This window comes from Novosphingobium sp. YAF33, assembly GCF_052113265.1.
Taxonomy (GTDB): Bacteria; Pseudomonadota; Alphaproteobacteria; order Sphingomonadales; family Sphingomonadaceae; genus Novosphingobium.
In genome coordinates this window covers 87,588-100,220 of sequence record NZ_JBFRCW010000007.1, presented here as the reverse complement: position 1 = coordinate 100,220, position 12,633 = coordinate 87,588, and the positions used below count along the sequence as shown (strand labels likewise).

The 12,633-nt window shown below is 66.3% G+C and carries 14 protein-coding genes; 10 read left to right on the top strand and 4 right to left on the bottom strand.

Translation table 11 applies throughout. The features are described 5' to 3' along the window. Positions 1-13 precede the first annotated feature (13 nt). Both AB4Z00_RS16070 and AB4Z00_RS16065 read right to left on the bottom strand, forming a co-directional pair. On the bottom strand, positions 14-532 hold the full coding sequence (locus AB4Z00_RS16070; protein ID WP_132263069.1) for a GNAT family N-acetyltransferase: 519 nt from the start codon (positions 530-532) through the stop codon (positions 14-16). 115 nt (positions 533-647) lie between these two features. After that, positions 648-1,829: a PQQ-dependent sugar dehydrogenase gene (locus AB4Z00_RS16065; protein ID WP_442046571.1), complete on the bottom strand. Its 1,182-nt coding sequence runs from the start codon at positions 1,827-1,829 to the stop codon at positions 648-650. On the opposite strand from AB4Z00_RS16065, the gene AB4Z00_RS16060 reads away from it, so the two are divergent. The 4 genes from AB4Z00_RS16060 (at position 1,828) to folP (ending at position 5,948) form a co-directional block, all read left to right on the top strand. Then, positions 1,828-2,463, top strand: coding sequence for a ribonuclease HII (locus tag AB4Z00_RS16060; RefSeq protein ID WP_442046570.1), 636 nt, complete (start codon positions 1,828-1,830; stop codon positions 2,461-2,463). The genes AB4Z00_RS16065 and AB4Z00_RS16060 overlap by 2 nt on opposite strands. Then, on the top strand, positions 2,460-3,374 hold the full coding sequence (locus AB4Z00_RS16055; RefSeq protein WP_132263063.1) for an oxidoreductase: 915 nt from the start codon (positions 2,460-2,462) through the stop codon (positions 3,372-3,374). The genes AB4Z00_RS16060 and AB4Z00_RS16055 overlap by 4 nt, the downstream gene beginning before the upstream one ends. Positions 3,375-3,595: 221 nt before the next feature. Next, complete coding sequence (locus tag AB4Z00_RS16050) at positions 3,596-4,729, top strand: site-specific DNA-methyltransferase (protein WP_442046569.1); 1,134 nt, start codon at positions 3,596-3,598, stop codon at positions 4,727-4,729. A 109-nt stretch (positions 4,730-4,838) separates the two neighbouring features. Beyond that, positions 4,839-5,948 carry a dihydropteroate synthase gene (gene folP, locus AB4Z00_RS16045; RefSeq protein ID WP_442046568.1) on the top strand — a complete coding sequence of 370 codons (1,110 nt, stop codon included), beginning with the start codon at positions 4,839-4,841 and terminating at the stop codon, positions 5,946-5,948. 4 nt (positions 5,949-5,952) lie between these two features. Here folP and AB4Z00_RS16040 read toward each other — a convergent pair whose 3' ends face one another. Beyond that, complete coding sequence (locus AB4Z00_RS16040; protein WP_132264131.1) at positions 5,953-6,699, bottom strand: SDR family NAD(P)-dependent oxidoreductase; 747 nt, start codon at positions 6,697-6,699, stop codon at positions 5,953-5,955. Positions 6,700-7,022: 323 nt separating this feature from the next. On the opposite strand from AB4Z00_RS16040, the gene AB4Z00_RS16035 reads away from it, so the two are divergent. After that, positions 7,023-7,409: a hypothetical protein gene (locus AB4Z00_RS16035; protein ID WP_243654071.1), complete on the top strand. Its 387-nt coding sequence runs from the start codon at positions 7,023-7,025 to the stop codon at positions 7,407-7,409. Positions 7,410-7,506: 97 nt separating this feature from the next. Here AB4Z00_RS16035 and AB4Z00_RS16030 read toward each other — a convergent pair whose 3' ends face one another. Further along, positions 7,507-8,931 carry a sigma-54-dependent transcriptional regulator gene (locus AB4Z00_RS16030; RefSeq protein WP_442046567.1) on the bottom strand — a complete coding sequence of 475 codons (1,425 nt, stop codon included), beginning with the start codon at positions 8,929-8,931 and terminating at the stop codon, positions 7,507-7,509. Positions 8,932-9,205: 274 nt separating this feature from the next. On the opposite strand from AB4Z00_RS16030, the gene AB4Z00_RS16025 reads away from it, so the two are divergent. Genes AB4Z00_RS16025 through AB4Z00_RS16005 form a run of 5 tightly spaced genes read left to right on the top strand, consistent with a single transcriptional unit; the run spans position 9,206 to position 12,600 of the window. Next, positions 9,206-9,331 carry an aa3-type cytochrome c oxidase subunit IV gene (locus tag AB4Z00_RS16025; RefSeq protein ID WP_132263053.1) on the top strand — a complete coding sequence of 42 codons (126 nt, stop codon included), beginning with the start codon at positions 9,206-9,208 and terminating at the stop codon, positions 9,329-9,331. Between the two features lie 3 nt (positions 9,332-9,334). Beyond that, positions 9,335-10,468 carry an NAD(P) transhydrogenase subunit alpha gene (locus AB4Z00_RS16020; protein WP_134093000.1) on the top strand — a complete coding sequence of 378 codons (1,134 nt, stop codon included), beginning with the start codon at positions 9,335-9,337 and terminating at the stop codon, positions 10,466-10,468. Between the two features lie 41 nt (positions 10,469-10,509). Continuing rightward, complete coding sequence (locus AB4Z00_RS16015) at positions 10,510-10,845, top strand: proton-translocating transhydrogenase family protein (protein WP_132263049.1); 336 nt, start codon at positions 10,510-10,512, stop codon at positions 10,843-10,845. Next, a complete protein-coding gene (locus AB4Z00_RS16010; protein ID WP_132263047.1) occupies positions 10,845-12,257 on the top strand; it encodes an NAD(P)(+) transhydrogenase (Re/Si-specific) subunit beta in 1,413 nt (470 codons plus the stop codon). Before AB4Z00_RS16015 ends, AB4Z00_RS16010 begins: the two co-directional genes overlap by 1 nt. 25 nt (positions 12,258-12,282) lie before the next feature. After that, the gene (locus tag AB4Z00_RS16005) at positions 12,283-12,600 is read left to right on the top strand and encodes a hypothetical protein (RefSeq protein ID WP_132263045.1); all 318 of its coding nucleotides are present in this window, start codon (positions 12,283-12,285) and stop codon (positions 12,598-12,600) included. Positions 12,601-12,633 lie beyond the last annotated feature (33 nt).

Below are 12,633 nucleotides of genomic sequence, written 5' to 3'. Positions count from 1 at the left end.
TTCGGCCGGCGGTCTAGCGGAGCCAGGGGCCCAGCATGCCTTCGCGCGGCAGGACGGCGGGATTCTCGCAGCGGACCAGAAGTCGGTGACGCTCGAACGGGCCGGGGAGGTTCCAGCCCTGCGTCCATTCGTTGGAATAGCCCCAGAACCGGCCGTAATACTCGGGGTCGCCGACCATGACTTGCGGCAGGGGTGCCCGCGAGTCGATGCCCGCCATCGCCGCCGACATCAGCGCCTGGCCATAACCCTGGCCCTGGTGGCCGGGCATGACGGCGACCGGGCCGACCATGATCATGGGATGGGCGCGGCCCTCGGCATCGTTGAGCGCGACCGGCCAGCACTGGATCGTGCCGACCAGCATCTCCTCGCCATCGAGCGCTGCGAAGCTGAGGCCGGGAAGCCAGTCTACCCCTTCGCGCACCTTGTAGGCGGTGCGGCGGTGACGCTCCGGTTCGAACGCGCTGTCGAGCAGGGACTCGACGAGAACGGGATCGACATTGTCGAGCGGGATGAGCGTGGCAGCATCGGACATGGCGCGCGCCACTAGGTGCGGCGGGCGCATTTGTCGATTCAATTCGGCGGCGGTCGGATGGCTGCCAGACCCTTTGCCACGCCGTTTGCCCGTCTGCTGCAAGGCTCCTGGTGGGTCAGGACTTCGGCGTCAGCTTCAGCAGATGGCCCGAAGCGCCGGCCGGTCCGTCTTCCAGCAGCCAGATCGTGCCGTCTCCGCCCTGTTCGATTTCGCGGATGCGATTTTCCATCGGGTAGCGGGCTTCCTCGGTCGCCTTCTCGCCCTTGATGCTGACGCGCACCAGGCCGGGCAGGGTGAACGAGGTGATCAGCACCTGGCCTTTCCACTGCGGGAACAGCGGGCCCTTGTAGAAGATGAAGTCGCCGGGCGCGATGACCGGGTTCCAGCTGATGGCCGGAGCGGCGAGGTCCGGCCGGGTGGAATGGCGCGGGATCGGCTTGCCGTCGTAATGGTCGCCGTCCGAAACCAGTGGCCAGCCGTAGTTCTGTCCGGGCTTCACGAGGTTCAGCTCGTCGCCGCCGGCCGGGCCGTGCTCCAGATCCCAGAGCCGGCCCTGGTCGTCGAAGGCGAGGCCCAGCACGTTGCGGTGGCCATAGGACCAGATCTGGTTGGTCGGCGCGGGCTTGTCGGCCCACGGGTTGCCCGGCGCGGGCGTGCCGTCGGGCAGGAGGCGGACGATCTTGCCGAGATTGGTGCCGAGGTCCTGCGCGGGCGTGAATTTCTGCCGCTCGCCCGAGCTGACGAACAGATACTTGCCATCGGGCGAGAAGGCCAGGCGGTGCGAATAATGCCCGCGGCCGGTCACTTTGGGCACTTGCCGCCAGATCACCGAGAGGCCCTCGATCGAACAGGTGGCCGGCGCTGGGCAGGAGAGGGTGCCGCGGCCCACCGCGGCGCTGCGCGTATCGCCTTCGCCCGCTTCGGCCCAGCTCAGATAGATCACGCGGCCGTCAAGCGAGGCGCCTTTCTGGTCCGGCGCGAAGATCACGTCGCCAAGGCCGCCCTGGCCGCCGTAATCGACTTTCGGGGCGCCCGAGACGGCGCCAAGCGTGCCGTCCGGGAGGCGCAGCTTGATCGTGCCCTTCTTCTCGGTGACGATCATCGCGCCGGTTGCCTTGTCGATCGCCATGGCCCAGGGTTCGTCGAAGCTGGCGACCTGTTCGGTCTTGAAGGAGATTTCTTCGGAAGCGCTGGCCGAGGCCTTATCCCCCGTGGCCGCCGCTCCGCAGCTTGCGAGCGCGAAAGCGACGGGCGATACCGCCGCAAGGAAGGATCTGGAGTTCACCGGCTTGGTCATGTCGACTGCATCCCTGTCTGTCATCGTGCCCGGCACGGGTGCCAACCGCCTCGTCATCGGGGTCGATGAAGCGGGGCGAGGGCCTCTGGCCGGCCCGGTTGTGGCGGGCGCGGTGGTGCTGTGCAAGCCCCGACCCTCGGGGCTGGACGATTCCAAGAAGCTCTCCGGCAAACGCCGGGGCGAGCTGGAAGCCACGATCAAGCGCCGCTGCCGCTGGGCCGTGGGCGTGGTGGACGTGGAAGAGATCGACCGTCTCAACATCTTCGGCGCGACGATGCTGGCCATGACCCGGGCCGTGTCCGCACTCTGCGCCGGGCTGGACGAAGAGCCGCACGAGGTGCTGATCGACGGCAATCTCACCCCGGCGGGCCGCACGGCGGACTGGCGCTGGCAGGCCCGCGCCATCGTTGGCGGGGACGCGATCGAACCCTGCATTTCGGCCGCTTCGATCATCGCCAAGGAGCACCGCGACCGCATGATGCGCACTCTGGCCGAAGCACATCCGCACTACGGGTGGGAACGCAATGCCGGCTACGGCACCGCGCAGCACCTGGAAGCCCTGCGCAAGCACGGCCCGACCCCGCACCACCGGCGCAGCTTCTCTCCCGTCGCCCAGCTGGAGATGGCGCTTTGAAGGGCTTTACCGCCGCCTCGGTCGCCGGGCAGGCGGGCAAGTGCTTCCTTGTCACCGGGGCCAATACCGGGCTTGGCTTCGAGGCCACCCGGGTGCTCGCGGCTCATGGCGCGCGGGTGCTGATGGCCTGTCGCAACGAGGAAAAGGCGCGGCTGGCCATGGAACACATCCGCATGGACGTGCCGGGCGCCAATCTCGCCTTCGTGCCGCTCGATCAGGCGGACCTGTTCAGCGTGCGCGAATGCGCGGAGCAAGTCGCCCGCGATGAACCGCGGCTCGACGTGCTGGTGAACAATGCCGGCGTCATGGTCCCGCCGCTCGAAAGGACGGTGCAGGGCCACGAACTGCAATTCGGCGTGAACCACCTGGCGCCTTTCGCGCTGACCGGGCTGCTCCTGCCGAAGCTGGCCGAGACGCCCGGCGGGCGCGTGGTCATCACGGCCAGCCTGGCGCATGGACGCGGCCGGATCGACTGGGACGATCTCGACGCGCGGCACAGCTACAAGGCGCGGCAGCGGTATGGAGACAGCAAGCTCGCCAACCTGCTGCACATGTTCGAGCTGGACCGCCGCCTGCGCGCCGCAGGATCGCCGGTAAGCGCCTATGCCTGCCATCCGGGCATCGCCTCGACCGACCTCGGCCGGCATTCGCTGGCATTCCGGGCGCTGTTCCCGATCGCGGGCGCCGTCCTCAACACGGCCGAAGAAGGGGCGTGGCCGACGCTCCAGGCGGCAACCGATCCCGCCGCCGAGCCGGGGCAATATTACGGACCGCAGCGCTTCGGCGGCATGTCCGGGCCTTCCGGCATCGCCCGCCGCAATGCCGCCGCACGCGATCCGCAGGCAGCGCGCCGGCTTTGGGAAGTGAGCGTGCAGATGACCGGGATCGACTGCGGCCTGGCGGGGCTCTGACTCTTTCGGCGCAATAAAAATTGCCCTGAGTCCATCGAGTCACAACCCCCATATCTAGAGTCTGCCGAGTCGATCATGACTCGACATCTTGTGTCGGATTCGTTTTGTTCCATTTGCTGAACATCTGAATCGCAAGGGAATCCGCCGAGTCGCGGCTTGACGGCGAGTCCCGGAAGACTCACTAGGGAGTCAATCCACAGTTCAAATTTCCCGGAGCATACATGGGCCAGCTACTCGTCAAGCAGAAGATCCGCGCGCGCGCACCGGCGCCGACGCCGAAGGAACTTCTGCCCCTTGGCCAGATCATCCCGGGCGACTGCATCGAGGCGATGCGCTCCATTCCCGACGCCAGCGTCGACATGGTCTTCGCCGATCCCCCGTACAATCTCCAGCTCGGCGGCGACCTTTCACGTCCGGACGGCAGCCATGTGGATGCCGTCACCAACGATTGGGACAAGTTCTCCAGCTTCGCCGTCTACGACCAGTTCACGCGTGACTGGCTGACCGAGGCCCGCCGCGTGCTCAAGCCCGAGGGCTCGCTGTGGGTGATCGGTTCGTACCACAACATCTTCCGCCTCGGCGCGATCATGCAGGACATGGGGTTCTGGATCCTCAACGACATCGTCTGGCGCAAGGCCAACCCGATGCCGAACTTCAAGGGCACCCGCTTCACCAATGCGCACGAGACGCTGATCTGGGCCTCGATGGGCGAGAAGTCGAAGTACACCTTCAACTACCGCGCGATGAAGACGCTCAACGACGAATTGCAGATGCGTTCGGACTGGGTCCTGCCGATCTGCAACGGCGCCGAGCGCCTGAAGAAGAGCGGCCGCAAGGTTCACCCGACGCAGAAGCCGGAAGCGCTGCTCTACCGCGTGATGCTGGCCACCACCAATGCGGGCGATGTCGTGCTCGATCCCTTCTTCGGCACCGGCACCACGGGGGCCGTCGCCAAGCGTCTCGGCCGCGAGTGGATCGGCTGCGAGCGCGAAGGCGACTACCGCGAGGCCGCTCTGGAACGCATCGAGATGGCGCTGCCGCTCGACGAATCGACTCTCAAGACCATGCAGTCCAAGCGCAGCGCGCCGAAGGTGGCGTTCGGCACGCTGATCGAAACCGGCTGGATCGCTCCCGGCACCCGGCTTACCGACAAGAAGGGTCGTTTCGAAGCCCTGGTCCGTGCCGACGGTTCGCTGGTGAGCGGCGCGCTCAACGGTTCGATCCACGGCGTGGGCAAGGAACTGCAAGGCGCGCCCTCCTGCAATGGCTGGACGTACTGGCACCTGGAGCACGAAGGCCAGATCAAGCCGATCGACGCGATCCGCCAGCTCTATCTGCTCGCCACCGAACCATGAGGACTTCGGCCGCGCACCTGGCCGAGACCTATCGCCCGATTAGCCAGAGGTAATCGGGCAGCCTGTAAATCCTGTTCTGCGCCGGGCGCCACCGGGCTAAGGGGCGGTCATGACCCGAACCGTTTACATTCGCCCGATCGCCCTTGCCGACAGCCCCCAGAGCGAGGAGGGCGAGGCGATCCGTCTCGGCGGGTCGATGGCATGGGCCAGCCGTTTCGCGCTGATCGTGCGGGAAAACGGCCAGGTGCTCTCGCGCAGGCGCTTCGGCGCGGCAGAGGCGGGTGAGGCGCTGGCGGCGCTTCCGGCCGATCTTGGCGCCGCGGCCGAACTCCAGTGGTCGAACTTGCGCAAGGTGCACGCCCCGCTGATCTGCGGGGCCCGCTCGATCCGGCTGGAGCAGCCCCAGATCGCGGGCATCCTCAACATAACTCCCGACAGCTTCTCCGATGGCGGCGCCTTCCTCGACGACGCGCAGATCGCCGCCGACCATGCCGCCGCCATGCTGGAATCCGGCGCGGCGATGATCGACATTGGCGGCGAATCGACGCGGCCGGGTGCGGCTGCGGTGTGGGAAGGCGATGAGCTGAAGCGCGTCGTGCCGATGGTGGAGCGGCTGGCGGCGATGGGCGCGGCGATCAGCGTCGATACGCGCCGCCCGGCAGTGATGGAAGCGACCCTGCAGGCCGGCGCTCACATCATCAACGACGTCTCCGCCTTGCGCCACGATCCGCGCAGCCTCGAATTCGCGGCCGCCTCGGGCGCACCGGTGGTGCTCATGCATGCGCCGGGCGATGGGGACGATCTTCACGCGGACGGCCGCTACGACGATGTCGTGCTCGACGTGTTCGACTGGCTGGGCGCCTGCCGCGACAAGGCCGTGGTGGCCGGGATCGCCCCCGAGAAGATCCTGCTCGATCCCGGCATCGGCTTCGGCAAGACGCTTACCGAGAACCTCCAGCTCATGAACGGCCTGGCTCTGTTCCATGGGCTTGGCCATCCGCTGTTCGTGGGGGCCAGCCGCAAGCGCATGATCGGTGCGCTCTCGAACGAGGCGCCCGCGCACCAGCGGCTCGGCGGTTCGGTCACGCTGGCGCTGAAGGCGATGGACGCGGGTTCGCATATTATCCGCGTCCATGACGTGGCGGAAACCGTCCAGGCCGCCCGCGTCTGGCGGGGACTGCGCGATGCCGCTCTCACTGACTTCGCGCAGATGGCGTGACGGTTCAGATCGCCAGGTAGCCGCCGTCGACCGGATAGTACGTGCCGGTCACGAAGGAGGCCCGCTCGGATAGCAGGAAACTGGTGACCATGGCGATCTCCTCCGGCCGCGCCAGGCGGTTGAGCGCGTGCTTGCCGGCCAGACCGGCCATTTCCTGTTCGGTCATGGTCTTTTCCAGCGCCGGCGTGGAGACGAACCCCGGCCCCACCGCGTTGATGCGCAGCCCGGCATCGGCGTAGTCGAGCGCCGCCACTTTGGTCATGCCCAGCAAGGCATGCTTGGAGGTGACATAGGCCGCGGAGCCCGCCCAGCCCACCGCGCCCAGGATGGAGGCCATATTGACGATGGAGCCGCCGCCGCGCGCGACCATGGCCGGGATCTGGTATTTCATGGCGTAGAACACGCTGTTGAGGTCCACATCGATCACCCGCGACCAAGAATCGAGCGGAATATCCGCCAGCTTCGTGGAGGGCGCGCCGATCCCGGCGTTGTTCACGGCGAAGTCCAGCCGGTCGAACGTCCCGAGAGCGAAGGCGACCAGCGCCTCGTTGGCAGCGGGATCGGCCACATCGAGCCGGAAGACGGCCGTGCTTTCCGGCCCCAGTTCCTGCGAGAGCGCGCGCGCCGCTTCCTCATCGAAATCGGCGATCACCACGCGGCCGCCCTGGTTCACCAGTTCGCGCGCAACAGCGGCACCGATGCCGGAAGCTGCACCCGTCACGATTCCGGCCTTGTCCTTGAAATCCATCATCTTCGTCTCCTCGGTCACCGGCTCAACGCGGGAGCGGGGGCCGGGTTCTCGCCATGCCGGATGACCTTTTTGCAAAGCGCGGCGCGTGAACCGGCAGCCGGAGAGGCCTGAAAACAGCGACAAATCTGGCGGTCAGATGAACGGCGCCTTGCTCCGCGATGAACCGGCCTGCGGCGGAGTGTGAACCCGTGAACGCAAGCACCAATGCGTCCCGGCAGCGGCCCGTTTCGTCCCAAGGGCGGGAGGAAAACGGCGGGCACGCTCGTTGCACTTCCAAACGCAGGCAATGGAGCCCGCGTCGTCAAGCGAAAGGGAACCTTCCCATGAAGCAGACCAACAACACCCGCACCATCCGCCCCACCAAGGCTCTCGTTGCGCTCGTCGCCGTTCCGGCTCTTGTCGTTCCGGCCGTGGCCATGGCCGTGCAGCCGATGATGTACGAGAAGCAGGTCGCCCGTCACGAAGAGTCGCTGGTGATCCAGAACCCGATCGGCGGCGTCCAGAACAGCAAGTGGTACGACTACCGCATCAATGTGAACGAGAGCCAGAAGGAGCTTACCAGCGACTTGCGCCGTGCCACCGACATCGAGGACCAGCGCGATGCCTGGGAGGAATACGGCACCGAGCTGCACAAGGAACGCGGCAAGTACGTGAGCTATATGAGCAAGCGCGGGTATCGCGTGCCGCAGGTCTACTTCGAGAACCTGTAACTTCGATCCACCGAAACCGGAATGCCGGCGCGCCTGAGGCTCGCCGGCATTTTCGCGTGGGCATCAGCCAGACACCGGCGTCATGTTGCCGGCAGCCTCAGGCCGCGTTGTCGATCCCGAGTTCGCCCAGCTTGCGATAGAGCGTCGAGCGCCCGATGCCGAGCCGCCGCGCCACTTCGGTCATGCGTCCGCGATAGAGGCCGATGGCGAGACGGATGACGTCGGCCTCGATCTCGTCCAGCGGGCGCAAATTGCCGTCTGGTGTGTAGAGCATGACGCCCGAGCTTTCCTGCATCGGATTGCCCGAGGCCGTGGCCGGGCCGGAGCCGAGGATGTTCAGGAGCTGGGGGAAATCCTCGGAAGTCAGCGCGCCGCCGTCGCAGAAGACCGCGGCGCGGAACAGCACGGCCTGGAGCTGGCGGACATTGCCCGGCCAATCGTAGGCGGCCAGCAGGGAAAGCGCGCCGTCCGTTATGCCGAGTTCGCGCAGCCCGGGTTGTTCACCGATGCGGGCCAGGAAGAAGCGGGCGAGGGCGGGTATATCGCCCGTCCTTTCGCGGAGCGGCGGCAGGCTGACCTTGGTGGGCGAAAGCGCTTCCAGCAGTTCGGGCAGGAAGTGGCCTTCAGTCACCAGGTCCTGAAGCGGAAGGTTGCTGGCGGCGATCAGGCGCGCATCGATGCGGAAGGAATGGCGCGCGCCGATGGGGCGCACGTCGCTCTTGCGGATCGATTCGAGCAGGCGCTCCTGCACCGAGAGCGGCAGGCGGTCCACTTCGTCGAGCGCCAGGGTGGCGCCGTCGCAGTGCTGCAGGGCGCCGATCTGGCGATCGAAAGCGCCGGGGAAAGCGCCCTTTTCGTGCCCGAACAGGGCGGATTCGATGGAGTTTGCAGGCAGGCCGCCAACGTTGACGATCCGCAGCGGAGACTTGGCGCGCGGGCTGGCCGCATGCATCGCGCGGATCAGCATTTCCTTGCCGGAACCGGTCTCGCCCTCGATCAGCACCGGGCCGTGCCCGCGTGCGGCCTTGGCAGCGACGGCCAGGGCCTTGCGGAAGTTCGGTGCGGCCCCGATCATCGATTCGAAATCGGGGTTGGAGGGCATTTTCTCGGTCAGCGGGGCCAGTTCGTCACGCGGCGCTTCGCGGGTCGTGGCGGAGCGGAGCGCGTGCATGAGACGGTCCGGCGCAACCGGCTTGACGAGATAGTCTGCCGCTCCGGCGCGCATCGCTTCCACGGCGAGCAGCGGCGAGGTGCTGGCCGTGAGCATCAGGATCGGCAGGGCGGGGCGGCGGGACTTCAACTCGGCGATCAGGGCGCAGGCATCGTCGCCGGGCACCCATTGGTCCAGGATGATCGCGGAAAGCTGCATGCCCTGGCGGGTGCCGAGCGTCGCGATGGCGGTCTCGGAATCGCGGGCGATCACCGTGCGCCAGCCTTCCCGCGCCGCGAGCGCCGAGATCAGACGGCTCTGCGCCGGCTCATCGTCGATGAGCATGAGGAGGCGTTGTTCCTGTTCCGCCATGATAATGCCCGCGCGTGTCGCCTCCCTGGTGTTACGATCCGGATCTAGAAGATACCGGTAAAGACGAAATTAAGGCTCCGCTCGTTTCATCGAAAAGACGGTCCGTGCAAAGTTTGCCGTGCCGCGCTTCGAAAGCGCAGGTTCGGCATCGAACTTGAGCATGCCCGGCGCTTCTTGATCAATGCAAGACATCGCCGCTTCGCACTTGAGCGCAAGGGCCGTCAACGCTAAATATCCCGGATCAAACAGCAATAATCACAGAGGATTCCGTTTCATGGCTTCAGGCAAGGACATCAAGGCGGCGACCGAAACCTACAACGGCTTCGTCAAGGTCACGGCCTGGAGCACGGGCATCATCGTCGTTATCGTGGCTTTCGTCGTCAGCCTGATCGCTCGGTAATCCGTGGCGCAAGGCACGCGGATCGCCGTCCTACGGGAGCGCGCATCCGGCGAAACGCGGGTTTCGGCCACGCCGGAAACGGTCCGCAAGCTTGTCGGGCTGGGCGCGGCGCTGGCCGTCGAGAGCGGGGCCGGGCTCGGGGCAAGCATCGCCGATGCGGATTATAAGGCTGCCGGCGCCGAACTGGGATCGGCCGAGCAGGTTCTGGCGGGCGCCGATATCGTTCTGGGGGTTCAGGGGCCGGATCCCGCCCTGCTGGGGCCGGTTTCGCCCGGCGCCTGGGTGGTGGCGGCGCTCGATCCCTTCGTGCAGCGCCAGCGCGTGACGGACTACGGCGCGGCCGGGCTGGAGGCTCTGGCGATGGAGTTCATGCCCCGCATCACGCGGGCGCAATCGATGGACATCCTGTCCTCGCAGTCCAATCTCGCCGGATACAAAGCCGTTCTAGTGGCCGCGAACCTCTATGGCCGCGCTTTCCCGATGATGATGACTGCGGCCGGCACCGTGAGCGCCGCCAAGGCCTTCGTCATGGGCGTGGGTGTGGCCGGTCTCCAGGCGATCGCCACCGCGCGGCGTCTGGGCGCGCAAGTCTCCGCCACGGACGTGCGGGCGGCAACCCGGGAGCAGATCCTCTCGCTGGGCGCCAAGCCGATCTTCGTGGAGACAGTCGGCGGCATCGAAGGCGAAGGCTCGGGCGGCTATGCCACGGAAATGAGCGCGGAATACCAGCAGGCGCAGGCCGCGCTGGTATCCAGCCATCTGGCCAAGCAGGATATCGTCGTGACCACGGCGCTGATTCCCGGCCGCGCCGCACCCCGCCTGATCTCCGACGCGCAGATCGCCACGATGAAACCGGGAAGCGTGATCTTCGATCTCGCGGCTCCGCAGGGCGGCAATGTCGAGGGCTGCGTTCCCGATCAGGTGGTGGAGCGGCACGGCGTCAGGATCGTCGGCTATTCCAACACGCCCGCGCAGCTTCCCGCTGACGCTTCGGCGCTCTTCGCGCGCAACCTGTTCAATTTCCTCTCGGCATTCTGGGACAAGGATCTGGGCAAGCCCGTGCTGGACGAGGAAATCGGCAATGCCATCCGCCTGACGCAGGGCGGCAAAGTGGTCCACGAGCGGCTGCTCGGATGAGAAGCGCGCCGGAAGGGCGCTGAAAAGGGGCTAGCGAGTTCATGGACTTCGTCTCGATCCTGTCGATCTTCGTGCTGGCCTGCTTCGTGGGCTACTACGTCGTCTGGTCGGTAACGCCGGCCCTGCATACGCCGCTCATGGCGGTGACCAATGCGATTTCCTCGGTGATTATCGTTGGTGCGCTGGTGGCGAGCGCGGCACAGGGATCGCCCCTGGCGAAATGGCTCGGGCTGGGGGCCGTGGTGCTGGCCAGCGTCAACATCTTCGGGGGCTTTGCCGTCACCGAGCGGATGCTGGCGATGTACCGCAAGAAGGACAAGCCGGCCGCCAAGGCGAAGCAGGCTCCGCCGTCCGCCCAGGCGGGAGGCGAGCGCTGATGGAAGCCCATGCCCTGAACCCCTGGGTCGCCGGCGCCTATCTCGTTGCGGGCATCTGCTTCATCCTCGCCTTGCGCGGGCTATCGTCTCCCTCCACCAGCCGCGCGGGCAATCGCTACGGCATGCTGGGCATGGCCATCGCCGTGGCCACCACGCTGCTGACGCACGAGATCGCCAGTCTGCCGGAGATCCTGGGCGCGATTGCCATCGGCGGCGGCATCGGCTTCGTGATCGCGCGCAGGATCCAGATGACGGCGATGCCACAGCTTGTCGCGGCGTTTCACTCGCTGGTCGGCCTGGCCGCCGTGCTTGTCGGCATCGCGGCCTATTACAATCCCGCCGCTTTCGGCATTCTCGCAGCGGGCGGCCTGGACATCCTGAAGGGAAGCCGGATCGAGATGGGGCTGGGCGTCGCCATCGGTGCGGTGACGTTCTCGGGCTCGGTGATCGCCTTCGCCAAGCTCAACGGCAACATGAGCGGCGCGCCGATCCTGATACCGGGCCGGCACGTCATCAATCTTGCGGCGCTGGTGGCCATCGTCGTGCTCGTCGGTCTGTTCCACTGGAACACGCCCGCGCTGTTCTGGGCGATCGTGCTCCTCAGCTTTGCCATCGGCTTCCTGCTCATCATCCCGATCGGCGGAGCGGACATGCCGGTGGTGGTGTCCATGCTCAATTCCTATTCGGGCTGGGCCGCGGCGGCGATGGGCTTCACGCTGCACAACACCGCCATGATCATCACCGGCGCGCTCGTGGGTTCCTCGGGTGCGATCCTGAGCTACATCATGTGCAAGGCGATGAACCGCAGCTTCATCTCGGTGATCGCCGGAGGCTTCGGCGCCGAGGCTGGCGCAGGCGGCGGCGCTGCCGTATCGGACCGGCCGTGGAAGCGCGGCTCGGCCGAAGATGCCGCGTTCCTGATGAAGGAAGCGGAGAACGTCATCATCATCCCGGGCTACGGCATGGCGGTGGCCCAGGCCCAGCATGTCCTTCGCGAGATGGCGGACCGGCTCAAGGCGCACGGCGTCGGCGTCAAATACGCGATCCATCCGGTCGCGGGCCGCATGCCCGGCCACATGAACGTGCTGCTGGCGGAAGCCAACGTTCCTTATGACGAAGTCTTCGAACTGGAGGACATCAACGGCGAATTCGCCCAGTGCGACGTCGCCTTCATCATCGGCGCGAACGACGTGGTGAACCCTGCCGCCAAGACCGACAAAAGCTCGCCGATCTATGGCATGCCGGTCTTCGATGTAGAGAAGGCCAAGACCATCTTCTTCATCAAGCGATCGATGGGCGGGCAGGGCTATGCCGGGGTGGACAACGAGGTGTTCTACATGGACCAGACCATGATGCTCCTGGCGGATGCCAAGAAGATGGTCGAGGACATCGTGAAAGCGCTGGCGGACTGATCGCGGCGCCCTATAGGGCGCTGCCATGTTGCGCTTCCTCAAGTCTGCCCTTCTGCTCGTCGGCCTGGTCGCCGTGCTCTCTTTCGGCGTCCACCTTTATGCCGGCTGGCGCCTGCGCACGGCCCTTGTGGAGGCCGGGATGTCGGACCGCGTGGCCACCTGCATGTCGAAGCGCATGGTGAAGCGGCTGGGCATCCTGCAGCTGATCAAGCTGCAGAAACTGGAAGGCGACAAGAAAACGCCGGGAGCCTGGGTTCGCGGCGTGAAAGCCGTGAACGACAGCCAGGCCATTCTCGTGACCACTTCCTCGGCGGCCTTGTGCAAGACGGGTCTTGCTCGCTAGTAGGGCGCCGAGAGCAAGCCTGCTTTCGGGAAA